Here is a 24,398-nt window from a genome sequence, read left to right as displayed (position 1 = left end):
TGCCCTTGGCTGTTATTCAATTATTTCCCAATACTGCTTTCGTGTTAAACGTGATATCACTTAATGCAATTTAGAATATTGTAAATGGTTAACTATTTAAATTAATGGAATGAGGGAGTGTATTATGGACAAATTAATTCACTTAAAAATTGCAACAGCATTATTGTCCGGTGGTATGGCCTTTGCTGCTTTTGCTAACGTGAATAACACCACAGTGACACCAAGCACAGATCCTGCTACAGCTGTTCAATCACCTCAATCTGATAAGACAGAAGGAATGCAATCTAACAACGTGCAAGGTACTACTATGCATTTAAGTGATGATGCATTGTTGTCTGCTGTTGAATCCTCACTTGGTACCTATAAAGAGAAAGTAAGCATCAAGGTAACCAATGGGATTGTTTACCTATCAGGACAGCTGCCTTCTGACACGGATTATGAAAATGTTGTTACCCTGGTGGAATCAACGCGAGGGATTGGAAACGTTAATGTAGATAATCTTACTGTTAAGGATAGTAATGCACCTTTGCAGGATAGCTGGATAACTGCCAAAGTTAAAGCAGCTTTAATTCAAGCAGATATTATGGGTAAAGACTTGCCATCCTGGACTGTTGGTGTTGAGACTAAAAACGGACAAGTTTTCTTGTCAGGGCAAGTTGCTTCAGCACAAGAAAAACAAGCGATTTTAAATGTTGTTAAATCAGTCAAAGGTGTTAATAAGGTTGATGACCAAATGAAAATTGCAGTCGATGATGCAACAACAGATAACACTACCATGAATAATGGTGCTGCAACAAAGAACAAAGGTCAAACAACAGGTTATTAATTGTAACTACAAGGAGGCAGCAATGACACATCAAATTGTAAATGCCGACGATGTCGTCGGTGTAAAAGTTAAAAACTTACAAGGTGAAGATCTTGGGAAAATTGAAGCATTGATGCTTGATAAACTCGAAGGTTGTGTGTCTTATGTTGTATTGTCTTTTGGAGGCTTTCTGGGTATGGGGGATAAACTGTTTGCCATGCCCTGGAGCATATTTTCCTATGACGATGCAAAAGATTGTTTCGTTATCGCGGTTGATAAAGAAACACTAAAGAACTCTCCAGGCTTCGACAAGGATCATTGGCCTGATATGTCAAACCCGAGTTGGGGCGCTTCTATTCATAAATATTATGGTGCCCTCCCTAATCGGGCAAGACATTAAGCACCAATATCTTTAGCGTCTAAATAAGAATCAGCAGAGAAATAAAAAATTACTTCTCTGCTGAAGGGGGATGTATGACTAATGAAAGACAGCAACCGCCACAGCATCAGAGCAAACAACCAGGCATAGAAGCACATATGCATCCAAGACCACAGTACGTAGCCCCTCATTATCAAGGTAGTAATAAGCTAGCCGGTAAAGTAGCGCTTATCACCGGAGGGGACAGTGGTATTGGACGAGCTATCGCTTGTGCTTTTGCACTAGAGGGAGCTGATATTATTATTCACTATTTGAATGAGCATGAAGATGCGGAAGAAACAAAACAGTTTATTGAAAGCACAGGAAGTCGCTGTTGGCTTTTACCAGCAAATTTACAAACCAATGAAGCTTGTAAAGAATTGGTGAATAAAGCACTAAAGTTGGCACCGCAAATTGATATCCTTGTCAATAACATTGCCGAACAGCATCCTAAAGACACCATTGAGGAGATCAGTTGTGAGCAACTTGAAGAAACGTTTAAAACAAATTTTTTTTCTTATTTTTATATGATTAAAGCACTATTGCCTCACTTAAAAAAGGGGAGTGTGATTATCAATACTACGTCAGTTACGGCTTACAAAGGAAGTGATCATCTCATTGATTATTCGGCTACTAAAGGGGCAATTATCGCGTTAACCCGCTCGCTTTCACAAAATTTACTTAAAAAAGGAATTCGTGTGAATGCGGTGGCACCTGGCCCAGTGTGGACCCCTTTAATTCCTGCAAGTTTTAGTGCGGAAGAAGTGGCTAAATTTGGTTTGCAAGCACCGATGAAACGAGCGGGACAACCTTCTGAAATTGCCCCAGCCTTTGTTTTCCTCGCGTCTGCTGATTCATCCTATATGACAGGACAAGTGTTACATCCTAATGGAGGAATAATTGTAAATAGCTAACTATATGGAGAAACAATGGATAAAGAAGTTAGACCAAAAAATGAGAAAACAAACGTGGATTCATCCAATAAGAATAGGGAGGCATTAAAAGCCAAGCGAAAGCAAAAAGAGAAAAGATTGGATAAAACAATAGAAGATACTTTTCCGGCTAGTGATGCAACGGCAAAATACTAGGAGTAATTCTTAAAGCAAAGGCGCGCATTATTGGAAAAGTGATTTAACTTGCATCGTTGCATTATTTTTGCCCTATATACTTAAACTAAGTAAATAATTGAGATGATGTTATGAAAGCAATATGGAAAGGTGATATTTCATTTGGTTTGGTTACAATTCCAGTGCAAATTATTCCTGTTGAAGAAAAAAAAGATTTGCATTTTCATCTATTAGATGCTCGTGATAAATCGCGGATTCGTTATAAACGGGTTAACAGTAATACCGATAAAGAAGTCCCTTGGGATAAGATTGTAAAGGGTTATGAATTTGATAAGGGGAATTACATTATTGTCGATGAAAAAGCCTTTGAAGAGGCAAGCCCTGAAGTGTATAAATCCATTGACATTGAAGAATTTATTGAGCTGGATGAGATTGACAGCCTATATTTTGATAAACCTTATTACATTGTACCTGATTCTAAAAATCAAAAGGCCTACGTCCTCTTAAGGGAGGCATTAAAAAAAACCAGGAAAGTGGGGGTTGCGAAGGCCATGATTCGCACCAAAGAATACTTATGTTTGGTCATGCCTCATGAAAATGCACTCGTACTTAATCTTATTCGGTTTCAACAAGAGATTCGTCCAGAAGATGATTTAAAAGTACCTACAGAATCGCTAAGAAGTTATAAGATTTCAGAGCGAGAAATGAAAATGGCAACTGAATTAATAAAAGACATGACAGCTCCTTGGAAGCCTGAAAAATACCATGATGATTATCAGGAAGCATTGACGAAATGGATTGAGAAAAAATCGGCAGAAGCAGAGAAAGAAGCCGGTAAAAAAACCAGGGAAAGAGTTCGAAAGCCAGATGATGTAGTTGATTTTATTACCTTACTTAAGAAAAGCATGGGTAAAGACAAGAAAGGCAAGCAATCTTTTCCAAAAAAAGAAACTGAAAAATCAAAGAAAAAAGCCTGATTGTCTATGCGTTATTTACTAGAGCCAAAATACATACAGTGCGGGTAGCGCTGTAGCGAGTACTACCAACTCTAAAGGCACTCCCAGTCGCAGATAATCAAAAAATTTGTATCCTCCTGGCCCCATGACTAAAGTGTTGTTCTGATGGCTTATAGGTGTCAAGCAGGAGCAGGATGCACCTATACTGACTGCAATTAAAAAAGGATCGACATTGGTATGCAGTAGTTTAGCTAAATCTGCCCCAATAGGTGCCATCACGACGGCTGTGGCAGCGTTATTCATCAAATCTGACACCGTCATGGTTATCAGCAATAACAATCCTAAAACAAGAAGAATAGAGCCGCTTCCTGTCATGGCTAACAAGAAATTTCCAATCATTTTAGCCGCCCCTGTCCTTTCTAATGCTTCCCCTAAAGGAATTAAAGCGCCCAACAAGACAATAATGGACCAATCAATATGCTGATAGACTTTGCGCATGGGAAGAATATTAACGATTACCAGGCCTACTACAACCAACGTAAAGGCCACTTCAATGGGGAGAATTTGCAGTGCTGAGAGTAAAATACCCACAATAAAGAAAGTTAATGGTATTAATGTGCTGCGTCTAAAGCCTACATTAATGGTTCTTTCTGCCAGGGGAACCAGGCCTAAGCTGACTACATTTTCTCGTAGGTCTTCACTGGGGCCTTGAATAAGTAAAACATCGCCTGCATTAAAATTAACATGATTTAAACGATTTTTTATAGCTCTTCCTGCTCGTGCTACAGCCAGTAAGTTTAATCCCATGCGGGAGCGAATTCGAAGTTTTTGCCAGGAGCGTCCCTGAATTCTTGAGCCTGGGGTAACTACTGCCTCAACCGTACTGACATCCTTACCCAGCAAAATTTCCGGTGAAATTACTTCGCCCTGTGTTAATTCGAGCTTGCCGCTCTCAATTAAACGGTATAAATCTTCATGCGAAGCTTCAATGATTAAAATATCATTGACTTGTAATTCTTCATCATAGGGGACAACCAGTTTTTTCTTACGTCCTCTAATAAGTGCTAGAATAGAAAAATCCCCTTCGATAAAGCGCTCAAGCTGTTGACGCTCCATACCCACTACAGGAGAGTCTTCAGGAATTCGAATTTCACTAATATAATCTTGTATTTGATAGAGTTCACTACCCTCGCCTGTTGCTTTGCGACGTGAAGGAAGGAATCGCCAGCCCAATAATATAATAAAAATAAGGCCTCCTATGGCCACTGTTAATCCTGTTGGCGTAAAGGCAAACATCGTAAAGGGGACTTGGGTTAGCTTTTCTTTATAGGCGGAAATAATCAAATTAGGTGGCGTGCCAATTTTGGTTGTCATTCCCCCTAAGATGGTGGCAAACGATAAGGGCATTAAAATTTTTGACGGCGACAATTTTGCATTGATTGCCCCCTGAATGGCTACCGGCATTATGAGGGACAAAGCACCAACGTTGTTCATAAAGGCGGATAAAAAGGCAGCAATGCAACAAGTAAAACCAATGAGTGATGTCGGTGAAGTGCAAAAGGGCTTAATGTACTTTAGGATTTCCTCCACCAAGCCTGCCTGGATCAATACTGCTGAGATGACCATTACCGCTGCTACTGTAATTACAGCAGGATTACCAAAACCTGAAAATGCATGCTCGACTGGAACAAGCCCCGTTAATACCAGGGCAAGAAGACTCATTAAGGCTACGGTATCATATCGATAATGTCCCCACATGAACATCAATAATGTTAAGCCCAAGATGAAGAACAATAGATAAGCATCTTGCATATAAATCTCTTAATTAAATAAACGGAAAAACATCCCTTAAAACATATTGCAGTTTTTAGGCTTCCTTCACCTGGTTAGGGTAAATTATGGCAGGTGTATAAACTCCTGATAATTTCATAATTATAGGTTAAGCCCTCCTTACTAATTTATGCAATAACTAATTGATTTAAAAGATATAGGTGGTTGTGAAAAATTTCTCCTGCTTTTCTTGCTATAGTTAAAAATAAAAATAGGAGTTTCCTATGTGTCGTTTTGTAGCTTATTTGGGGCATGAAGCGTTATTGGATGATATATTGGTTAAACCTGCTAATTCGATAGTAATGCAGAGCTTGCATGCGCGTGAAACGGTGGTGCCTACCAATGGTGATGGCTTCGGTTTAGGATGGTATACGCCATTGATTAGCGAAGAACCTGCTCTGTTTACTTCTATTTCGCCAGCCTGGAATGATAGAAATTTGTTGCATCTTACCGCTAAAATTAAATCCCCCTGTTTTTTTGCCCATGTGAGAGCCGCAGGCGCTGGAGGTGTCACTAACTACAATTGCCATCCTTTTATTCATGGGCGCTGGATGTTAATGCACAATGGGGATATTGCAGATTTTATTGTGGTTAAACGACATTTACGCCATTTGCTTGATGATGATATTTACCATTGGATTCAAGGGGAAACCGATTCTGAGCATCTCTTTGCTTTGTTTTTACAATTGGCAAAAGGGAAAGATTTAAGTCAATTAGCGGTAGTTGCGGATGTACTGGAAGAAACGTTTGCACAAATTAATGAACTCATTAAATATTTCGGCACCAGTGAGGCTTCTTATTTTAATGTTTGTCTAACAGATGGCGAGCGATTAGTGGCCAGCCGTTATACCACCCATAAAAAAGCCAAGCCTGAATCATTACATTATTTCGTGGGCGGTTGCTTTACAACGTTTGATCACACAACAACGGTTAAACATCCTCAACATACTTACCAATGTTGTTTAATTGCTTCGGAGAGGCTTACTAATTTTAATACAGACTGGCAAGATGTACCGGCTAATCATTTATTATTGGTTGATAAAACGCACGAAGTTCAACTGAGATCCTTGGCATTAAACGCTCTTTAATTGACTATTTGCTATACTTTCATACAGGATGTATTTAATTTGCTAAATTGGATTTAAGGAGTTGGACATGGATATTAGAAGTGGCGGGAATTCTCAGGTAAAAGAACGTACAGAAAAAATACTTAAAGGCGGTAAAAAAATTGCCAATAATCTGTATGAAGACACCCGAGAAACCGTATCGCATATTAGTGATAATGTTAAAGACTACTCAGGACTTGTCTTACAAAAAGCACGCAAGCGGCCGCTAGCAACGTCGCTTTTTATCGGTGGACTCAGTTTAATTGTTCTAGCCGCGTTTTTGCGCCGATAAAACAATACATTAATTCAAAGAATTACTGGCTTTCATTTTGCATTTCGTAAAATTCTTGCCATTCAAAATCAATATAGTCTTCGAGAAGTTTTTTAATTTCAATTTCTGCCCCCTTTTTAGTGGGGTGTTCGGTATGGAATTTTTGGGGTGAATTACTATTTTTATTTTCAGTGGCACGGATAACATAGCCATCAGCTTTATATAAATGAGGGACTGCATCCGATAAGTCCACCCTATAATTTACTTTAAAGCCTTTATAATCATATTGATTCATGTTCCCTCCATTCCTCTTGAACTCTAGATAATCCTTTTTTTGGAGCTTCAAGATAAGCATTGTCTTTTTAATTAATATAGCCTATTTGGGCAAGAAGCAAGTGGAAAAGGTTACAAAGGCAGGGAAAGTCAGGTTTGCTTAAATTATAAATAAAGCGATGTTATCCAGAGCAAAGCGAAGGATTGTTTAAAATTGGATTTAGCTGCTGGAGATTCTTCGCTTTGCTCAGAATGACGTTGCTACGCTCAGAATGACGGTTTATACCGCACGTCATCCTGAAAGCAGCGCAGCTGCTTGAAGGATCTCATTTTGCAGGCTAAATACGATCTCAAGGAAAATCCTTAGCTTTGCCCAAAACGACGGTAATTGCAAGATAGCTTTGCATTACTGACACTCTTAAAAATGCGATACTAATTGTTGTCTTTTGGCAAAGAGTTACTTAAGAGATTATTTGAAAAAATTATCACAGTTTTCTATTCTTCTTTAAGGATCATCAGAAACCATATGTAAATGGCGTGACTATTTTAAGGATAGAAATGATTGAAATTACTCGCGATGAATTTTTAAACTTTGCCCTAATACCTGATATCGCACACGCGAAAGAAGTTAACTGGTTTAAATCAAATAAAATGGCAGATAAGTTAGGGATAATTATTCAGATTGATTCTAATAAAAAATATGATTATCTTATTTATCAAAAAGATAAGGCAGAAGACTACATTCTTTACCCTAATGATGATGATTTCTCCTCAGATGATTACAAAGAAGTCTATTGTGAATTAGAGAAAAAAATGATTTAAATTATACAGACTCACTCTTTCTCAGGAATGCCTCAAACTCATTAGAAGCAAGTGGTTTGCAAAAATAATAACCTTGTGCTTCCGTGCAATGATGGGTTTCCAGGAATTGAAGTTGTTCGCAAGACTCCACGCCTTCAGCGACAATTTCTAAATCAAGACTGTGGGCTAAGGTAATAATCGCTTGAATAATTACTTCATCGACTTTGTTGTAATGAATGTTGCTAATATAGGATTTGTCAATTTTGATTCTATCAATAGGGAATACTTTGAGATGATTTAATAGCATATAGCCTGAGCCAAAATCATCAAGCGCCAAATGGATCCCCAGCTTTTTTAAATCACTAAAAATCGAAGCAGCTTCTTTGCTCGTTAAAATTACATTTTCTGTAACTTCTATTTCAAGAAACTCAGGGCTTAGCTTGGTTTCTGCTAATATTTCACGCACGACAATACCAAATTCTGGATGCTTAAGCTGTTTGGTAGCTACATTAACCGCTACCCGGATATTGGGTAGCCCAAGTTGTTGCCATTGTTTATTCTGTTTACAAGCCTCTCGCAAAACCCATTCACCAACGGGAAGAATAAGCCCGGTTTCCTCAGCCAACGGAATAAAATTAACAGGTAAGAGAATCCCTTTCTTAGGATGACGCCAACGAATTAAAGCCTCGGCGGATACCAGTTTTTTTGTTTTAAAATCAAGTTGAGGCTGATAACATAAAAAGAATTCATCACGTTCGAGAGCCTGATATAATTCGGCCTCCAGTTCCATTCTCGCCACACTTTTTTTGCCTAAGCTGTAAGTATAGAATTGAAATTGGTTACCGCCTTCTTCTTTGGCGCGATACATCGCAATATCGGCATTTCGTAATAACTCATCAATTGATTGTCCGTCTCGTGGGAAAATAGCAATGCCGATACTCGGGGTTATTCGGATTTGATGAGAATTTACCTCAAAAGGATTATGAAAAACATCAAGAAATTTTTTGGCGACTTTGGCCCCATTTGTTTCATCATGTGACTTTAAAAGGGCAACGAATTCGTCTCCTCCTAGTCTTGCCAGGGTGTCTTCTTCCCGCATGACCTGACGAATTCTTTGGACAACGTCCTGTAATAATTTATCACCCGCGATATGACTAAAGCTGTCGTTAATTAATTTAAAACGATCCAAATCAAAAAACAGCACGCAAAATACCGTATTATTGCGTTTCGCATTAGAAATTAATTGCGATAGTCTATCGGTTAATAACACGCGATTGGGTAATTGAGTTAAGGAATCATGTGTTGCTTGGTGTTGCAGCTGTTCTTCTAATAAGGCACGTTTTGTAATATCACGAAAACACCAAATGCGTCCTGTAATCGTCTCATGCAGTTTATAAGGTTGTGTATAAATTTCTAAAATCCGTCGATCTTTGCATTTTAGTGTGGTGGTTTTGCTGTTATTTTTCGAAATTCCTAATTTAAAGACAAACTTTAGGAAAGTGTTGGGTTTGTCAATTTTTTCAGCAATGAAGTTAAGTATAGAAGAGGCTTCTTCTAAAATATCCTTTTGGGTTATTTGAAACATTTTCATTAAATTTTTGTTGTAATCAATCACTTGATTTTTATTATTTACCACCAGGATGCCATCAGCGGATGATTCAAGTGTTCCTCGTGTGACTGATAATGATTCTTGCAAAGACCGCGTCCTTTCTTTAACTTGTTTTTCCAGTAATTGTGTATAGTCTCGTGTTTCTTGGAGTAACTCCCATTTTTTGGTCAAGGCACACGACAATTGTCGTACGGCAATGCTGTCAAATGGCTTTTTAAGGATAAGCAAATTTTCCCGTTGCCCCAGATGCTGAATTGTTTCTTCCCACGTGTAATCTGAATAAGCAGTACAAAGAACTATCTGGATATTAGGATCAAGTTCCCAAATCTTTTTAGCGGTTTCAATGCCATCCCATCCTGGTGGCATACGTATGTCAACAAACGCTAATGCATAGGGATCATTTTCTTCAATCCCCTCTGCAATTTTGGCAACTCCTTCTTGTCCCTGGGTGGCGGTTATCAGACGAAAAGACGGTAAATTGGAATTGGAATGCTGCTTTCCAAAGACTTGATGTTCAAATTTTGCAAGTTGATCATTCTCATGGGCACTTTTTGTCGTTAATATTTTGATGAAATCTGAATGGATATCTGGATTATCATCAATAATGAGAATTTTTACGCTTCTCGTAGTCACCATGCATCGCTCTCCGTTCTACCTCTTTCAGGGGTAGTGTCAGTATAAATTCTGCGCCATGCCCCACACCTTTGCTTCTTACTTGTAAGCTACCTCCGAGTTCTTTTGCTGCGAGTGCGCTTGTATGTAGACCAAAACCATGGCCGTCGGGCTTAGTGGTGAAGCCAAATGTAAAAATTTTATCTTGATGCTCCTCTTTTATGCCTATCCCATTATCCTGCACACTAATAGTAATATTAGACTGTTCTAGCTGCTCTCTTACAGTAAAGCAGATAAATTTATTGATTCGTGGAATGTTGTCAAAGCCACTCACAGCATCAATGGCATTTTGAATTAAATTAATAAGTATTTGTAACAACTTGGCTTTATCTGTGATTATAAAGATATCCTCAGGGCTTTCTATTTTTATTTTAATATCTTGTTTTTTAAAAGAATTCTCGCAGATTGAAACGGCGCTATCAATAATTTCCCGAGCAGAAAATTTTTCCAACACACCAGAAATGCCGCTGAGTGATTTTTGCATGGCCACTACCTCTTTAATATGGGCGATTTGATTTCTTAAACAATTCATCTCCTTGCCAATCGCTTCATGTCCCTGGCTGATTTTATTAATCAGGGCTATTAAATAGTCAGGTAGTAATTTTCCTTTGTTATTTGTCGTTAGATAGGAAGCGAGATTGTTTATATTGTCTTTAAGTAACAAAGAAACAAGCGTTAAATCCTGTAAGTAAGGTTGATTGGAGTTTTCTTTTATCATGTCTAAAGATACATTCGCACTGTTAAGCACATTACCGATGTTATGCAAAATGGACGTGGCGATGTCAGCCATCCCTGCGCGCCTTGCAGTGGTGAGTAATTGTGAATTCAACCGACAATTTTCCAGATAACGTTCATAATGTTTGTAGGCAGCCGTGGTTCGTGCAATTAATTCCTGAGGGGAGAAGGGTTTTACCAAATAATCATCAGCGCCTACATCGAGGCTTGTGACAACCGCATCATCACCTGCTTTTGCAGTAATTAATATAATAGGAATATGGCAGGTGTCTTTCTTGCTTTTTAAAATTTTAGTTAATTCGTAACCGTCAAGAAAAGGCATCATAATGTCGGATAAAATAATCTGTGGATTGGATTGATCGATGGCCTCAAGTGCGGCTTTGCCATTTTCAACAGCAATAATATTAAATTTATCTTTCAGCAAAGAGACGATATAGGCCCTAATATCGGAATTGTCATCCGCCAGAATCATCAAAGGCAATTGATTTTTCTTGTGTGACGCGTTGAAGGCCCTCACTGTTTCGCCTGGCGTAGTAGAAAGACTTGTTTTGAATGTTTCAAAAGAGGAGTCTCTAGCTTGAACAGTTAGCTTTTTCTTGGAGTCCTTGGCAAAACGAGCGGGTAAAGTAATACGGAAGGTAGTTCCCTTCCCAACCTCACTTTCCACTGCAATGGTGCCTTGCAATAGTTCTACGAATTGCTTCACAACAGTAAGACCTATACCTGTGCCCTCATAAGCACGGGTGCTTGAAGAGTCCACTTGATGGAAGCGATCAAAAATAGAAGGCAGTTGTTCTTTAGGTATGCCTGTCCCGCTGTCACGGATAAGTATACAAGTATTAGTGTTTTGCTGTAATTCGATAGTAATAAATCCTTGTGCTGGTGTAAATTTTAAGGCATTAGATATTAAGTTAAGTAAAATTTTCTCGAGCATATTTTTATCGAGAAGTACGTCCTTCGTTTTGCCATGCGCTTTAAACGTTAAATCAATATGCCTTTCCTTTGCCAAATCTTGGGCATCATCGACAAGCTGTGAAATAAACGCATTTAAATTAATCAATTCGTCATGAGGGATAAATTTTCCAGCTTCAAGTTTTGAAAAATCAAGAATGTTGCTTACCAGAGTATACAATCGGGCTGCATTCCGCTGAATTCGCTGAAGATTTTGCAAAACCTCTTCGGATAGGGGCTGATTCTTATTTTCAAGAATTGTTTTTAGTGGCGCCAAAATTAGGGTTAAGGGGGTGCGAAGCTCATGGCTCACATTGGCAATAAAATCAGACTTTAGCTGATCAAGCTCCATTAACCGGTTATTTTTCTCTCTGACTTCAACTAATGAGCGACGGGCGGTATCTAGTACGAAATTAACCAGCATCGTGAGTTTTTGCATGCTTTCATTTTCAGTGTCAATTTTGATGGTAAAGTCAAACTCGCCTTTTACTGCCAGACAAAGTTGATTTGCCATTTCTTCAATGTTTTTTTGAACCTCAGAAAATGCCAAATCTGAATGACGCATGCTAATTCCTTAATTTTGTCCATTTAACATGGATTTCGCACTCGTTATCCCCTAATTTTAGACACTTTTTCTCTTCTATACTTGCTTTATCCTGATAATAGGCAATAACCCACTGGGCCAGAGCTTTATATAAACCGCATAATTGATTGGGGGAGCGATAGTGAGTAATTAATTGATTGGGTAATTGCTCCAGCTTGAATTTTTCATTAACAGCCTGCCTGGATTCAGCATCAGCTGTACTGGTTGCAAAGCAGTTGTGAATAGTTGGCTGTATGGATAAAAAATCATAGGAGTTTTTTGACATCTTAAACCAAGTAGGGAATCGTTGCACAACATCTTTGCAAAAGTAATTCGCATACTGCATTTCGACTTCTTCCTGACTTAGATTGAGCATGTTTTGCGCCGCTAGGAAAAGACGCTGCCATTCTTCATCGGAATAAATATTATTGATTTGAAACGTTTTATCTAATGGGACTTGCGCGAGCTTCTTTAATTCTTTAACACCTTCGTCGCCTCGCATATCTTGAATCATGGTAAATAAAATTTTTTGTATCAGTCCTATCATTACTATCCTTTTTTTATAATCATTCTCTAAGTATAAATCGTTATTAAGTTTTTTTTATAAAACCGATATCCTCTTTTTGGTAGATAATAATCGCATTGATTATATGAATTTTTTTTAAGTGATATTCAATATTCAATTTTACTGTTTCTAATAAGGAAATAGCTGATATATTTATAGTTTGCTAATCGGCCGTAATGCTTATGGAATTTTTATTTAATTTATTAATTATCATTGCTGACCAATTTATGCTTTTTGTCATTAATATGTTGGTAGCAAGACATGCTGGTGAGGTATTGTTTGGTGATTTTACTGTTGCAACAAATGCCCTTTTTTTAATCGCAACAATCATTACCTTCGGTATTGACTCAATCATTGGCTATTATGTCCCTAAGTTTTATGTGAAAAAAAAATATAAAGATATTGTCGCTTTAACATTCTCCGTCAGGGATTTTCTTAAACCTATTTATTTAAGTTTGCTTGTTGGAGGTTTGTTATTAAGTTTGTCAATCATTAGCCTAAGCCTGGCAATTAAAGGCTTACGCTTGTTTGAAATTAGTCATCCTTTATCCCTTTTTCTTTGGGGGGCCGTAGGAATCTCCATGTATACCATTTATCTACAGTTCTTTCGTGCTGTGGATTATATGCGCACCGCAATTATTTTGAGTTTAATACAGACTATCATCTATTTCTTGTTAAGTTTATTTACTTATTTTTATCTTTATCCTGTTTTATTTCACGATGATCCCCATTATTTTCCCCATGTAATGCTTATAGGCTTTATTTTAAGCTATTTATTTACTGTCGGTGTGGCATTCATTATTCAACAGAAAACGAAATTACAGATTTTTTTAAACCCTGAAACGAATGCCAGCATCACAGTGGATGTTTGGAAAGAAAAAATATATGGTTATACAGTACAAAATTTAAACAAATTTGTCTTTACAGCGATTCCACTCCTTGTTATTGAGTGGTTGGGACATACGGAACATGCTACAGGCTTATTTTCCGCAATCACCTCAATTATTTCTCTGGCATTTATTGCCATTGGGCCCATTGGCATTTTGATTGGTCCTGATATTTCTGCGGCATTTACGCAAAGTAAAGAAGTACTTTTAAAAACAATGAAAAAATACATGCTAATTTGCTTTGGGATTGCTTGTTTTATTGCTTTAATTATTGGCCTTTTTGCCAAAAAGATTTTATTACTTTATCAATCTAACTTTATTGATGCGCTACCTTACACTTATATTTGCCTGATAAATATTTTTACTTATGCGATATCGATGCCTCTTTACAAAATGATTCAATACTCCAAAGAAGGCAGTAGGGTAGGTGCAAAATTAACGTTAAATCTCCTCTTTTTGCAAATTATTGCCTGCCTGATTTTTATCCCCTGGTTGAATCTAGTTGGCGCCATTATTTGCTACATAGGTATTAACATTGTTTACAATACCGCCATGATAATTATGGGTATAAGAATTTATCGCGATGAAACATTCGGAAATGATATCGTATAGGCGTGGGTAAATTTACCCATATCTTTTTATTGTTCATTTTAATTACAATTAGGTCAATGTTAAATGTGTTCATTTTATTTCTAATTGGAGAGTGAATAATGCCTGGCCTGATTGTTAAAAAGGATGTTGGTTTGCTGGATGTTGATAATACCCTGGTGTTTCAGGGTAATGCCGATACCGTAATATACAATGATAATTTATTGGAAACCCTTAAAAAAGCGGGGATTCGCGATGTTTATTTATTCAGCTCCATGCATCTCTACCCTTCAAAAATTGCAGATCGCCAAAAGCTTATCGATCATATGCAAACGAAGGGTTTTACAGTGCATGGCGTTATTACCCCCAATGACCTTTTCTGGCTAGCAGATAGAAATCTAATTAAAGAATTTTTAGACGAGTGTCTTAATAGTAAAACGACTGGTAAAACGACTAAAGATTTATTAGCAGAAGACAAATATGCGGCCCTCAATGACGCATTGGCTTCCAGACCCGGCATCGCTTTTGCAGAAGCTCTTGCCGCTTCCACAGAAGATAAGATCGCTGACATTAGGGAACATACTACAGATGTTTGTAATGTTGTCGGTGTAGTGACCAAGAGTGCAAAAATATTTGCCGACATGATGGCAAATGAAACTTATTATGTGGATGAAAAGGCTTATATGTTTGCTCTATTTGCAAAATATAAACCAGACTGGGTAAACCGTATTGTGTATTTTGATGATGCCGATGTAAACATTGACACAGTTAAAAAAGCGAATGAGAATTTTAACCTGCCTTTAATTGCTGTGTTAAACAAAGATGAACATAAAAATATTCAGCTTGAGATGGCTTTCTATCAAAAAGCATTGGCTCCACTAATTAGCGAAAATCTGGTAAATCTGCTTACGGATTATCAAAAAACTAGACGGCCGCATCGTAACTCAGGGTTGGTTCACTGGGCTTGTAGCATCTTTAAAAAAGAACCTAGCTTAGAAGAGGAGGATGCAGCAATTACTGCCTTGAGTAAGGCTCTTAATGAGGACGGTGAACGTAGTAATCTGCTCGTCCATAAAGAAGTCTTGCGCCATGGACAATTGGGACAAGCGATTAGGGCTTTTGTTAAAAAAGGGGCCGCTAATTTTCTATGTGGTAAAGAGGTGTCTTCAGTAAATGAGTTTATCGAGACACTGCATGAGCAAATCAATAAGCAAGTAATCGTTTTAATCTGATTATCGCTTTCTCGCTTATAAGCTTACACAGCGGGGAACGAATCTGGCTTGAACGCAAAATTGCCTCAGCTGTGTCTACCTGCCGTGCTTTATGCACGGCATCCATAAATTCTCCAGGGAGGTTTAGATGCCTAAATTTTTTCAAGATGGGCGTACCGTAGAAGTTATTGAATTGACTGGACGTATGAGACAATTGCAGCAATTATTTTTAAATAAAAATAAGGAGAATGCAGAAGCAAATACCGCATTGGCAAATAAATACACAACTGTAGCGGATGATATGGATACCCTTATCAACTACTATACCGTTGCTATCTATAGCAATACAAACAATAGAGTCGAGAGAGAGGTATTGATCAGCGACTTTGAAAGTATTGTTGTTTGTTTAGAGGCCATTTGCAATAATCATGATCCTCAATATGTTAACAACTTCATTAAAGGCATTGAAAAAACAAATAAGGCTTTACCTTATTTCGAAGCCTTACAGCGTGTAATCGATGGGCTTTTCGCTTTATTCTGGTTGGGGGGGTTAATCGTTTCAAGCGTGTCTTTTACTATATCTCTGTTCATTGTGCCTCAAAATCCAGCATTTGGTATTGCTTTCACGCTGGGATGCTTTGGTTTGATGTATGGCTGCCTTTACAAAGCGGCGAAGAATCTTCAGAGTGCATTCGGAGCCAAGGATTTCTACAACGACTATCGACTAATTAATGTAGAAAATATTTCATTGCTAAACCATCTTCAGGATAGTTATGAGCCTGCCGTTGAAACGTCTTTGGCACCTGTGTAATTATAATTTTCCCTCATAAAGCAACTTCAAAACACGCATTTCCCTGTGCTAGCAGTTCTTTCGCATGAGAGCGGGTTTGCTCAGTAATTGTCAAACCTCCTAGCATGCGTGCAATTTCATTAATTCTTTCCTTGTCTTGTAAGGCAATAATGTGGGAATAAGTCTGCTGTTTGTCACTGTGTTTTTCGACAATAAAATGCTGGTGTGCGCAAGAAGCGACCTGGGGTTGATGTGTCACACAAAAAACCTGCAAGCGCTCCCCTAATTTACGAAGAAGTTGGCCTACCAAGGCTGCAGTGCCACCGCCAATACCTACATCAACTTCATCAAAAAGCAAGGTGGGAGTGGCGCCTCGCTGGGCGGTAATCATCTGGATAGCAAGACTAATTCTTGAGAGCTCTCCACCGGAAGCAATTTTTGCTAGGCTATCTGGAGCCATGCCTGGATTGGTGCAAACTTTGTATTCCACTCTATCCAAGCCATGTGCCTGCATTTTATCAAGCGGTGTAATTTCAATTGCTATATACCCTTTAGGCATCCCTAATTGTTGAATAGTTGCAGTGATTTCTGCTGCTAATTTTTTTGCATACGATTCACGAGAGGCTCGAAGCTTAAGAGCTGCTGACTCAAAGGCGGTAGTTTGCTTTTTATAATCTTGTTCAAGTATTTCAATACGTCTTTCGCTATCCTCCAATTCGTTTAATTGCGCTTGTAGTTGCAACAGATAGCTGGATAATTGATTAACATCGACATGATATTTTCGACTTACTTGATGAAGTATACTCATGCGCGTTTCTACTTCCTGAAGGCGCTCTGGATCTAATTGCACCTGTTCGGCAAAGTGTTTAACCTCTGTGAGTGTTTCTTCGCATTGAATAATTGCACTATTGATTAACTCACAACTGGTTTTTATGCTGGTATGTTCTTGTGGTAGGTTGTGCAATAGTTGCAAAATTTGGTTGAGGCGCTGACAAATATTGGCTTCATCATCGGCATTTAACAAATGGAGAATTTGCTGTGTGCTTTGCAAATAATCACAGGCATGATGTAGTAGTTGATGCTCTTCATGCAGCGTTTTTATTTCATTATCTTGTAAATTAAGGGTTGATAATTCTTCAATTTGAAATTTCAACAGAGTAATTTTATCATCGTCTGCGCCCCTATTGCGCAAACTCTCTAATTCTTGCTTAATTTTCTGGCTTTTTTTATACAATTGCTGTACTTCGTCCAGCAATGCAAAATGCCCTGCGTATCGATCGAGCTGCTCACGGTGAGTTGCATGCTGCAATAGCGTTTGATGCTGATGTTGTCCATGAATATGAACAAGCATTTCACTGAGTTCTTTAACCCTTTGCAGAGGAAAGGGATGTCCGTTAATGTAAGATTTTGAACGCCCTTCACTATAAAGAACGCGTCTTAAAATAACAGTGCCGTCTTCAGTTTGTAAGTCGTTATCAATTAACCATTGGGCTGGAAGGGAATCCTGTTCAATATGAAAGCTTGCAGTAATATCACATTTTTCTTCACCGGCGCGAATGACCGAAGCATCAGCGCGCTCACCAAGAGCCAGCATGAGAGCATCAATCATAATGGATTTTCCAGCTCCTGTTTCGCCTGTAAATGCGGTCATGCCTGCTGAGAGGTCAAGCTCCAGTTTTTTGACAATAGCGAAATTTTCGATGCGCAAGGTTACAAGCATGATTATCCTTGATGTTTAGATTCCCAGCCTAACTTAATGCGTAATGTATCATAATAATGGTAATCAAGAGGATGCAATAGACGCAAATGTTGTGCATTTTTTTCGATTGAAACCACCTGCCCTGGTTTTACTAGTCGAGACTCATGCCCATCGCAGCTAATACGCAAATCGCTTTCGTTCCGGTCACTAATTTTTAAGTCAATTTTAACTTCACCATCGACAACAAAGGGGCGTGAGCTTAAGCTGTGCGAAAACATGGGAACTAACACTATGGCATTGAGTTGAGGATGCATGATAGGGCCGCCTGCTGAGAGGGCATAGGCTGTTGAACCTGTGGGAGTGGCTAAAATCATACCATCAGAGCGATAGCGGCTTACAAAACGTTGATTAATAAAAACATCAAATTCAATTAAATGGGTTTCATTTCCTCGCCCTAAAACGACATCATTTAGTGCATCCCCTTGAAAATAGATGGTTTCCCCATCGTGAATGGATGTATGAAGCAAAAAACGATGTTCCTCTTCATATTGACCATTTAAAACTGCACCAAGATGGGGCTCTATGTCTTGAGGCGAAATATCGGTTAAAAATCCAAGTCGGCCTCTATTGATGCCAATAACCGGCACGTTGACTTTAATGGCCATGCGAGCGGCCGATAATAGACTGCCGTCACCGCCGACAACCACAATCAAATCCTGTTTTTTGCCCATAAGATTGCGGTCAAGGGTAGGTAAATCCACATCAAAATAAGTTGCTGTATCGATATCCAAATAGGCATCGATTTGTTCGTGATGCAGAAAATCTACCAGACGCTGCAAACTTTCATTGACATCTTGATTAGCACGGTGCTGGCGTGCATAGAGGATAACGCGTTTAAATTTTTGCTTCATCGTTTACTATTAACAAAAGAAAGGGTACCTATTATCTATTTTACAGTATTTCCTCTTATATCCTATAAACTAGATGATCAAATACACTTCATTGTTGATGTATAACCCTTAATTATATTAATCTAAATAATCGTTGATGAGTTATTAATTTTTGGAAAGGGATGTCATTAAGATTAGCAATAGATCCTTACAAATTGGTTTTTTTGTTAAGTTGGATATGTTTAATAACTTTTGTCCCCGTTGCATTCGGTGCTGAAACAATAAAATCAAAACCTAATCAAACGATTTCCTCTCCTCAACCATCAGAAATACCCAATAAAGTGGAAGTAAAACCCCTTGTCCGTGATACAGAAATTAGTAAGCGGATTGAAGAAATACTCAAAGCCACTTCCTGGTACCAGAATCCAAAGGTCAGCGTCAAAGATGGTGTCGTGTTTTTGAAAGGAAGGACTAAGACGAAAGAATATAAGACATGGGCAGAAACATTGGCCCATAATACGCAGGACGTTGTAGCGGTTGTTAATCAAATTGAAATAGTGGGCTCCTCTGTTTGGGATTTCCAAAAACAATTAAGTGCAAGTTTTAAAGAGCAATGGAAAGCCTTAATACGAAATTTGCCGCTATTTTTCTTATCGTTAGTTGTTTTAATGATTTCTTGGTTTGTCGCAAAACTTATTGCTGCTACCAGTCGTAGGGCTTTAAATGCCCGAAAGCTTCATCCCCTTCTTTCTAATGTAATCGCTCATGCTGTGTCATTCCTTTTTATCTTATTTGGGGTCTATATTATTTTAAGATTGTTAGGGTTAACCACCATGGCTTTTACTATCTTGGGTGGTACAGGAATCATGGGTATTATTTTAGGTATAGCATTTAAAAATATTACCGAGAATCTTTTGGCCAGTATTTTATTAAGTATACAAAATCCCTTTCACAATGAAGATTTAATTGAAGTAGCAGGTGTCACAGGTTATGTGCAGGGATTAACGACTAGAGCGACGGTGCTCATGACTCCCGATGGTCATTTAGTGCAGGTTCCTAATGCGGTTGTCTATCAGAGTAATATTTATAATTATACAAGTAACCCTAATCGTCGTGAGAACTTTATCATTGGCATTGGAGGAAATACGTCAATCTCCAAAGCACAAGAAGTTGCCGTAGAAACCCTCGAAAAACATCCCGCAATTTTAAAAGATCCAGAACCTTTGGTGTTGGTGGATAATATACTCTCAGGAACTGTTAATTTACGCATTTACTTCTGGCTTAATAGCAATAAATACAATTGGCAGAAAGTTAAGTCATCGGCTATTCGTTTGGTAAAAAGTGCTTTTCAAGAGGCAGAGATTACAATGCCAGGTACAGAAATCGAGTTGAGTTTTGATAAAAAGACTGCCAAACAATTGCAAGCAGCAAAATTTAGCGAGAAACCTGTATGTGAGCCAATAAAGCCAAGTAAAGAATCAACCACAGTAGCAACTCATGCAGAAGGTGGGTTGCAGAGTGATCGAAATGAAATTAAAAAGCAGGCTAAGCGTTCAAAAGTAATTGAAAAAGAGACTAATCTTTTATCTTCATCTAAAGAGTAGATTACATCACTATAAACTACGTAGAAAAGTTTTTATTGTATAAGTTACGAATTCTGTTCGAATCCTCATTCATAAGAAAGTTAGTCACTGCATCTTTGAGTGATTGAGCATGGGATGCTAAAGTAATTTTATGCTCATGATTATTAATATTATTATAAATTGAAATAATCACTGTCATCAGGTGTAATGCTGCATTCCTGTCCCTACAGACATAGGGTTGTATCCTGCAAAAAATAAGCTCACAAAACTCAGTAAAACTGATAGGCTTTGTGATTAAACGTAAATTATCTTCTGAATCATAACGATAAGGGGAAGGTTCAGCGGTTTTTGAGATTTTAAGTAAGTTTGATTGCAGCCAGTCCATGCAGTTTATTGCTGTGAATGGGTCGTTCACACCGGATGATAGAGCACGAGCAATAATTTCCACCATTTCATCTACAAGAAAGAGAATATCTTGTTCCTGGTTACGTTTATGGCCTAGAACAAAAGTATTTAAGCATTGTTCACAAACGCTATTCTCTATTTCTTTTGCGAAATAAATGTCGAGTAAAGGCGAATCCTCAGCAACATAATCACCCGGCCTCACTTCCAATTGAATGATTAACTCATTGTTGTGGGCGATGTCTATAAGAGAATTGCCATCTAAAATACGAATATAGCCATTTTTTTTGGCAACAATAGCTTTATGCTTTTGATAACGTTGAGGTATATCAACTGGTTTTTTAGGATGTTCTTTTCCTATATTAATAGGAAATTGCCTATCAATTTGACAAGCAAACTCTTCTCCAACTTGAGCAATTATATTGGACATATTAATGCTTTCTGGAATGTGATGAACAAAATTAATCAAAACAATGATGCTGCTTAGGGTCAGTAAAATTGCGACAAGCAAAGAAATATGAGGAACAAAAACTATGTTGTCTACTTCGATAATTCCAGATTTATTGGCATTGAATAATGCAAGTAGGATAAATAGACAAAATAAAAACGTAGCAATAAAAGTACCAAGGGTAATTTGATTGGATCTATCGCGCATGAAATTAGTTGCAAGCCTAGGCCCAACTTGACTTGCAGCAAATGCTACAGCCACAATAGTGATGGAAAAAGTGACTCCGGCAACAGTAATCATCGAAGTAGCGATGGTAGATAAAAGAATTCTTGCTCCCTCGGGATTTTTTGCATGCAGCCAACCCCATGTCTCTAGCCAGTGCCAAACCAGGATATTATCAAGCCGTAGCGTTAAAATAGCGAGCAGAAAAGCAGCTATGGCCATTATCAAGGGAATGTACCAATAACTGGCGCGCAGTTCTGAAATAAAATTAAGTAGACCTGATCTCATACAAGCTCACATAGACTTTTTATAACTATAAATGCTAAATCGTAAGAGAGCAAAGAGAGGACGCCTATTTTAGACGCCCTCGAGAAGGAGGGCTAACACTCAAATCATTATTATTCTTCACTGGAGCGCGATGCACGCTTACGCTCATGCTCTTTTAAGGCCTTTTTGCGCAGGCGTATTGATTGCGGTGTTACTTCAACTAGCTCATCGTCATCAATAAATTCCAGCGCTTGTTCCAGGGAAAGTTTGATAGGTGGGGTTAATAAAATATTTTCGTCACTACCCGCAGCGCGGATATTAGTCAACTGCTTTTCCTTGGTCACGTTAACGACGAGATCATTATCACGGGCATGAATGCCCACAATCATCCCTTCGTAGCAAACTGTTTGAGGTTCAATGAATAAACGGCCTCTTTCTTGTAAATTGAATAAAGCAAAAGCGCGGGCTGCCCCCTGGCAGTTAGCGATCAGCACCCCATTATTCCGTTTACCAATACGACCTCGAATAGCAGGGCCGTAATGATCATACACATGGTACATCAAGCCTGTCCCTGAAGTACTGGAGAGAAACTCCGTATGAAATCCAATCAAACCACGCGTGGGAACAATGTAATCAAGCCGCACGCGTCCTTTGCCATCTGGCAGCATATTTTGCAATTCGCCCCGGCGCTCCCCCAGCTTTTCCATAATACTGCCTTGATGTGTTTCTTCAACATCCACTGTAAGGCGTTCGTAAGGTTCTTGTTGTTCACCCTCTTCTTCGCGCAGAATAACTTCTGGTTTGGAGATGGCTAACTCATAACCTTCACGGCGCATATTCTCAATTAAAATAGAAAGATGGAGCTCACCTCGACCAGAAACCCTGAATTTATCAGGATCTTCTGTATCTTCAACACGCAAGGCCACGTTGTGTAAAAGTTCGGTTTGTAATCGTTCCCGAAGTTTACGACTGGTAACAAATTTACCTTCCTGACCAGCAAAGGGAGAATCATTGACTTGAAAGGTCATGCTGATAGTCGGTTCATCCACAGTCAAGGGAGGCAATGCTTCCACATGGTTCGGATCACATAAGGTGTCAGAAATATTAAGCTGCTCAATTCCTGTGACTGCAATAATATCGCCCGCCCGTGCCTGTTCAACTTCGACACGCTCCAAGCCTTTGAAGCCCAAGAGTTGCAGTAAACGGCCACTGCGAACCTGGCCGTCTTTATCAATAATCTTAACGGGGGATTTTGCGGTGATATGTCCGCGTGTAATACGCCCAATACCGATAGTTCCCACATAGGAAGAGTAATCCAGAGAGCTTATTTGCATTTGAAAAGGCCCCTCAGCATCTACTGGTGGAGGTTGCACTTTATCAACAATGGTTTGCAACAAGGCGGACATATCCTCAGCTTCATCTTCCAAATCTAGTTTGGCATAACCATTCAATGCGGATGCATAAACTACTGGGAAATCGAGTTGCTCATCCGTTGCACCCAGATTGTCGAACAAATCGAATACCTGATCCATCACCCAATGAGGTCTGGCGCCAGGCCTGTCAATTTTATTAATCACCACAATTGGATTTAATCCACGTGCAAAGGCTTTTTGCGTAACGAAGCGTGTTTGTGGCATAGGGCCATCTACGGCGTCAACAAGTAATAGAACACTGTCCACCATGGATAAGATACGTTCAACTTCACCGCCGAAATCCGCATGACCAGGCGTATCAACAATATTAATTTGATAGCCGTTCCAGTGTACGCAGGTATTTTTAGCGAGAATGGTAATTCCCCGCTCTTTTTCTAATGCATTGGAGTCCATGACGCGCTCAACTTTAGGGGCACGCTCATTTAATGTCCCAGTTTGCTGCAGTAATTTATCAACTAAAGTAGTTTTACCATGATCGACGTGGGCGATAATGGCGACATTGCGAATTTTTTCAATCATAATGACCTATGGCGGTAAGAGTATTACATGACTTAAGCTGTAAAACAAAGAAGACATGTGTTCATGAATTTATCATTATACATGGATTCAAGTTGAATGGCATTATAGCATAGTGTTTTTCCTTCCCCCAGGGGGAAGGAATCAGGAAAATTAAACTGCTAATGTAGATATTTCTGCTGCTGGTGTATAAGCGTCCTTAATATTGCTTAAAAATGAAATATCATCTGCATTAATTTGTCGGGAGTTTTCATAGAAGTATTTATTTTCAAACACGCCATCAAAATGGTTCAACATGTTGTAAAACGAATAGCTCATTAAACCAAAGGAGACCATAGAAAAAGCAATACCCCCCAATGGATCTGCTGGTATAGTTGACATAGAAACAGTCAGTGACACGATTGAAATCATAAAAACACCTAACCAAAACATGGTTGCAAGTGCATCGCCTATTCGGGCCAGGGCTTCTTTGCTAGGTGAACGCTCATTAGTTTTCTTAAGATTTGCAATTAGTTCATTAAGACGAGGTGTCTGCGGGTTTTCACGTAGGGTTTCCAAGCAAACAACGATGTCTTTAAACTCATTAACCAACTGCCTTTTCTCAGATTCATTCGTACTGTTATAAATAGCAGACTTGTAATTGCTAATAACAGTATTAATATCCGTGGCTGCAATAGTAAATTTGGTTGCCAAATCTTTATTGTTTTCTGCATTTTCCCCACTTTTTTCCTGAAGTGCTTGCTTTAATACTTCCATGCGTTTAACTAAATCGTCCACTTCTGCGGCAAAATCATGTCGAAAAAATTGCACCATTAAAATC

22 protein-coding genes are annotated in these 24,398 nt (G+C 38.7%); 12 read left to right on the top strand and 10 right to left on the bottom strand.

Going from position 1 to position 24,398, the window contains the following annotated elements:
• Positions 1 to 124: 124 nt before the first annotated feature.
• The 5 genes from Ljam_RS08770 to ku all read left to right on the top strand — a co-directional run bounded on the left by Ljam_RS08770 (position 125) and on the right by ku (position 3,267).
• The gene (locus tag Ljam_RS08770) at positions 125 to 826 is read left to right on the top strand and encodes a BON domain-containing protein (RefSeq protein WP_058449664.1); all 702 of its coding nucleotides are present in this window, start codon (positions 125 to 127) and stop codon (positions 824 to 826) included.
• Positions 827 to 848: 22 nt separating this feature from the next.
• A complete protein-coding gene (locus tag Ljam_RS08765) occupies positions 849 to 1,205 on the top strand; it encodes a PRC-barrel domain-containing protein (protein WP_058449663.1) in 357 nt (118 codons plus the stop codon).
• Between the two features lie 74 nt (positions 1,206 to 1,279).
• Entirely contained in the window at positions 1,280 to 2,137 is an 858-nt protein-coding gene (locus Ljam_RS08760; RefSeq protein WP_058449662.1) for an SDR family oxidoreductase, read from the top strand.
• A gap of 15 nt (positions 2,138 to 2,152) precedes the next feature.
• Positions 2,153 to 2,311: a hypothetical protein gene (locus tag Ljam_RS15210; protein WP_156411922.1), complete on the top strand. Its 159-nt coding sequence runs from the start codon at positions 2,153 to 2,155 to the stop codon at positions 2,309 to 2,311.
• Between the two features lie 110 nt (positions 2,312 to 2,421).
• On the top strand, positions 2,422 to 3,267 hold the full coding sequence (gene ku, locus Ljam_RS08755) for a non-homologous end joining protein Ku (protein ID WP_058449661.1): 846 nt from the start codon (positions 2,422 to 2,424) through the stop codon (positions 3,265 to 3,267).
• 18 nt (positions 3,268 to 3,285) lie between these two features.
• Here ku and Ljam_RS08750 read toward each other — a convergent pair whose 3' ends face one another.
• Positions 3,286 to 5,058 carry an SLC13 family permease gene (locus Ljam_RS08750; protein WP_058449660.1) on the bottom strand — a complete coding sequence of 591 codons (1,773 nt, stop codon included), beginning with the start codon at positions 5,056 to 5,058 and terminating at the stop codon, positions 3,286 to 3,288.
• A 242-nt stretch (positions 5,059 to 5,300) separates the two neighbouring features.
• On the opposite strand from Ljam_RS08750, the gene Ljam_RS08745 reads away from it, so the two are divergent.
• Positions 5,301 to 6,164, top strand: a complete 864-nt coding sequence (locus Ljam_RS08745) for a class II glutamine amidotransferase (RefSeq protein WP_058449659.1) — start codon at positions 5,301 to 5,303, stop codon at positions 6,162 to 6,164.
• Positions 6,165 to 6,231: 67 nt separating this feature from the next.
• Positions 6,232 to 6,474 (top strand): hypothetical protein, encoded by a 243-nt coding sequence (locus Ljam_RS08740; RefSeq protein WP_058449658.1) that lies wholly within the window; start codon positions 6,232 to 6,234, stop codon positions 6,472 to 6,474.
• A gap of 22 nt (positions 6,475 to 6,496) precedes the next feature.
• On the opposite strand, the gene Ljam_RS08735 is transcribed toward Ljam_RS08740, so the two are convergent.
• On the bottom strand, positions 6,497 to 6,748 hold the full coding sequence (locus tag Ljam_RS08735) for a hypothetical protein (protein ID WP_058449657.1): 252 nt from the start codon (positions 6,746 to 6,748) through the stop codon (positions 6,497 to 6,499).
• Positions 6,749 to 7,284: 536 nt separating this feature from the next.
• On the opposite strand from Ljam_RS08735, the gene Ljam_RS08730 reads away from it, so the two are divergent.
• Positions 7,285 to 7,548, top strand: a complete 264-nt coding sequence (locus tag Ljam_RS08730) for a hypothetical protein (RefSeq protein ID WP_058449656.1) — start codon at positions 7,285 to 7,287, stop codon at positions 7,546 to 7,548.
• Between the two features lies 1 nt (position 7,549).
• Here the strand turns inward: Ljam_RS08730 and Ljam_RS08725 are convergent, their stop codons facing one another.
• From Ljam_RS08725 to Ljam_RS08715, 3 genes are read right to left on the bottom strand one after another with little or no spacing between them, the layout of a single operon-like run.
• Positions 7,550 to 9,772, bottom strand: a complete 2,223-nt coding sequence (locus tag Ljam_RS08725) for an EAL domain-containing protein (protein WP_058449655.1) — start codon at positions 9,770 to 9,772, stop codon at positions 7,550 to 7,552.
• Complete coding sequence (locus tag Ljam_RS08720; RefSeq protein ID WP_058449654.1) at positions 9,735 to 12,059, bottom strand: ATP-binding protein; 2,325 nt, start codon at positions 12,057 to 12,059, stop codon at positions 9,735 to 9,737. Before Ljam_RS08720 ends, Ljam_RS08725 begins: the two co-directional genes overlap by 38 nt.
• A 1-nt stretch (position 12,060) precedes the next feature.
• A complete protein-coding gene (locus Ljam_RS08715) occupies positions 12,061 to 12,624 on the bottom strand; it encodes a heme NO-binding domain-containing protein (protein ID WP_058449653.1) in 564 nt (187 codons plus the stop codon).
• Between the two features lie 200 nt (positions 12,625 to 12,824).
• Between Ljam_RS08715 and Ljam_RS08710 the strand changes: the two genes are divergently transcribed.
• The 3 genes from Ljam_RS08710 to Ljam_RS08700 all read left to right on the top strand — a co-directional run bounded on the left by Ljam_RS08710 (position 12,825) and on the right by Ljam_RS08700 (position 16,139).
• The gene (locus Ljam_RS08710) at positions 12,825 to 14,141 is read left to right on the top strand and encodes a lipopolysaccharide biosynthesis protein (RefSeq protein ID WP_131762393.1); all 1,317 of its coding nucleotides are present in this window, start codon (positions 12,825 to 12,827) and stop codon (positions 14,139 to 14,141) included.
• A gap of 98 nt (positions 14,142 to 14,239) precedes the next feature.
• Entirely contained in the window at positions 14,240 to 15,349 is a 1,110-nt protein-coding gene (locus tag Ljam_RS08705) for a hypothetical protein (protein WP_058449651.1), read from the top strand.
• A 127-nt stretch (positions 15,350 to 15,476) separates the two neighbouring features.
• Positions 15,477 to 16,139 carry a hypothetical protein gene (locus tag Ljam_RS08700; protein WP_058449650.1) on the top strand — a complete coding sequence of 221 codons (663 nt, stop codon included), beginning with the start codon at positions 15,477 to 15,479 and terminating at the stop codon, positions 16,137 to 16,139.
• Positions 16,140 to 16,152: 13 nt separating this feature from the next.
• Here Ljam_RS08700 and recN read toward each other — a convergent pair whose 3' ends face one another.
• Both recN and Ljam_RS08690 read right to left on the bottom strand, forming a co-directional pair.
• Positions 16,153 to 17,838: a DNA repair protein RecN gene (gene recN / locus Ljam_RS08695; protein WP_058449649.1), complete on the bottom strand. Its 1,686-nt coding sequence runs from the start codon at positions 17,836 to 17,838 to the stop codon at positions 16,153 to 16,155.
• 2 nt (positions 17,839 to 17,840) lie between these two features.
• Positions 17,841 to 18,728: an NAD(+) kinase gene (locus Ljam_RS08690; protein ID WP_058449648.1), complete on the bottom strand. Its 888-nt coding sequence runs from the start codon at positions 18,726 to 18,728 to the stop codon at positions 17,841 to 17,843.
• Between the two features lie 161 nt (positions 18,729 to 18,889).
• On the opposite strand from Ljam_RS08690, the gene Ljam_RS08685 reads away from it, so the two are divergent.
• Positions 18,890 to 20,311 carry a mechanosensitive ion channel domain-containing protein gene (locus Ljam_RS08685; RefSeq protein WP_082651610.1) on the top strand — a complete coding sequence of 474 codons (1,422 nt, stop codon included), beginning with the start codon at positions 18,890 to 18,892 and terminating at the stop codon, positions 20,309 to 20,311.
• Positions 20,312 to 20,327: 16 nt separating this feature from the next.
• On the opposite strand, the gene Ljam_RS08680 is transcribed toward Ljam_RS08685, so the two are convergent.
• The 3 genes from Ljam_RS08680 to Ljam_RS08670 all read right to left on the bottom strand — a co-directional run bounded on the left by Ljam_RS08680 (position 20,328) and on the right by Ljam_RS08670 (position 24,391).
• A complete protein-coding gene (locus tag Ljam_RS08680; RefSeq protein WP_058449647.1) occupies positions 20,328 to 21,650 on the bottom strand; it encodes a DUF2254 domain-containing protein in 1,323 nt (440 codons plus the stop codon).
• A 110-nt stretch (positions 21,651 to 21,760) separates the two neighbouring features.
• Positions 21,761 to 23,581, bottom strand: a complete 1,821-nt coding sequence (gene typA, locus Ljam_RS08675) for a translational GTPase TypA (protein WP_058449646.1) — start codon at positions 23,579 to 23,581, stop codon at positions 21,761 to 21,763.
• 150 nt (positions 23,582 to 23,731) lie between these two features.
• Positions 23,732 to 24,391, bottom strand: a complete 660-nt coding sequence (locus Ljam_RS08670; RefSeq protein ID WP_058449645.1) for a hypothetical protein — start codon at positions 24,389 to 24,391, stop codon at positions 23,732 to 23,734.
• Between the last annotated feature and the right edge of the window lie 7 nt (positions 24,392 to 24,398).

Origin of the sequence: Legionella jamestowniensis (genome assembly GCF_001467745.1) — a bacterium.
GTDB lineage: Bacteria > Pseudomonadota > Gammaproteobacteria > Legionellales > Legionellaceae > Tatlockia > Tatlockia jamestowniensis.
Note: the sequence above shows the minus strand (reverse complement) of the source record. Positions and strands in the feature narration are given on the sequence as shown.

Bases quoted from the DNA above. Each gene is read 5' to 3' on its own strand.
- Ljam_RS08770 (WP_058449664.1), top strand. From the start codon at position 125: ATGGACAAATTAATTCACTTAAAAATTGCAACAGCATTATTGTCCGGT.
- Ljam_RS08765 (WP_058449663.1), top strand. From the start codon at position 849: ATGACACATCAAATTGTAAATGCCGACGATGTCGTCGGTGTAAAAGTT.
- Ljam_RS08760 (WP_058449662.1), top strand. From the start codon at position 1,280: ATGACTAATGAAAGACAGCAACCGCCACAGCATCAGAGCAAACAACCA.
- Ljam_RS15210 (WP_156411922.1), top strand. From the start codon at position 2,153: ATGGATAAAGAAGTTAGACCAAAAAATGAGAAAACAAACGTGGATTCA.
- ku (WP_058449661.1), top strand. From the start codon at position 2,422: ATGAAAGCAATATGGAAAGGTGATATTTCATTTGGTTTGGTTACAATT.
- Ljam_RS08750 (WP_058449660.1), bottom strand. From the start codon at position 5,058: ATGCAAGATGCTTATCTATTGTTCTTCATCTTGGGCTTAACATTATTG.
- Ljam_RS08745 (WP_058449659.1), top strand. From the start codon at position 5,301: ATGTGTCGTTTTGTAGCTTATTTGGGGCATGAAGCGTTATTGGATGAT.
- Ljam_RS08740 (WP_058449658.1), top strand. From the start codon at position 6,232: ATGGATATTAGAAGTGGCGGGAATTCTCAGGTAAAAGAACGTACAGAA.
- Ljam_RS08735 (WP_058449657.1), bottom strand. From the start codon at position 6,748: ATGAATCAATATGATTATAAAGGCTTTAAAGTAAATTATAGGGTGGAC.
- Ljam_RS08730 (WP_058449656.1), top strand. From the start codon at position 7,285: ATGATTGAAATTACTCGCGATGAATTTTTAAACTTTGCCCTAATACCT.
- Ljam_RS08725 (WP_058449655.1), bottom strand. From the start codon at position 9,772: ATGGTGACTACGAGAAGCGTAAAAATTCTCATTATTGATGATAATCCA.
- Ljam_RS08720 (WP_058449654.1), bottom strand. From the start codon at position 12,059: ATGCGTCATTCAGATTTGGCATTTTCTGAGGTTCAAAAAAACATTGAA.
- Ljam_RS08715 (WP_058449653.1), bottom strand. From the start codon at position 12,624: ATGATAGGACTGATACAAAAAATTTTATTTACCATGATTCAAGATATG.
- Ljam_RS08710 (WP_131762393.1), top strand. From the start codon at position 12,825: ATGGAATTTTTATTTAATTTATTAATTATCATTGCTGACCAATTTATG.
- Ljam_RS08705 (WP_058449651.1), top strand. From the start codon at position 14,240: ATGCCTGGCCTGATTGTTAAAAAGGATGTTGGTTTGCTGGATGTTGAT.
- Ljam_RS08700 (WP_058449650.1), top strand. From the start codon at position 15,477: ATGCCTAAATTTTTTCAAGATGGGCGTACCGTAGAAGTTATTGAATTG.
- recN (WP_058449649.1), bottom strand. From the start codon at position 17,838: ATGCTTGTAACCTTGCGCATCGAAAATTTCGCTATTGTCAAAAAACTG.
- Ljam_RS08690 (WP_058449648.1), bottom strand. From the start codon at position 18,728: ATGAAGCAAAAATTTAAACGCGTTATCCTCTATGCACGCCAGCACCGT.
- Ljam_RS08685 (WP_082651610.1), top strand. From the start codon at position 18,890: ATGTCATTAAGATTAGCAATAGATCCTTACAAATTGGTTTTTTTGTTA.
- Ljam_RS08680 (WP_058449647.1), bottom strand. From the start codon at position 21,650: ATGAGATCAGGTCTACTTAATTTTATTTCAGAACTGCGCGCCAGTTAT.
- typA (WP_058449646.1), bottom strand. From the start codon at position 23,581: ATGATTGAAAAAATTCGCAATGTCGCCATTATCGCCCACGTCGATCAT.
- Ljam_RS08670 (WP_058449645.1), bottom strand. From the start codon at position 24,391: ATGGTGCAATTTTTTCGACATGATTTTGCCGCAGAAGTGGACGATTTA.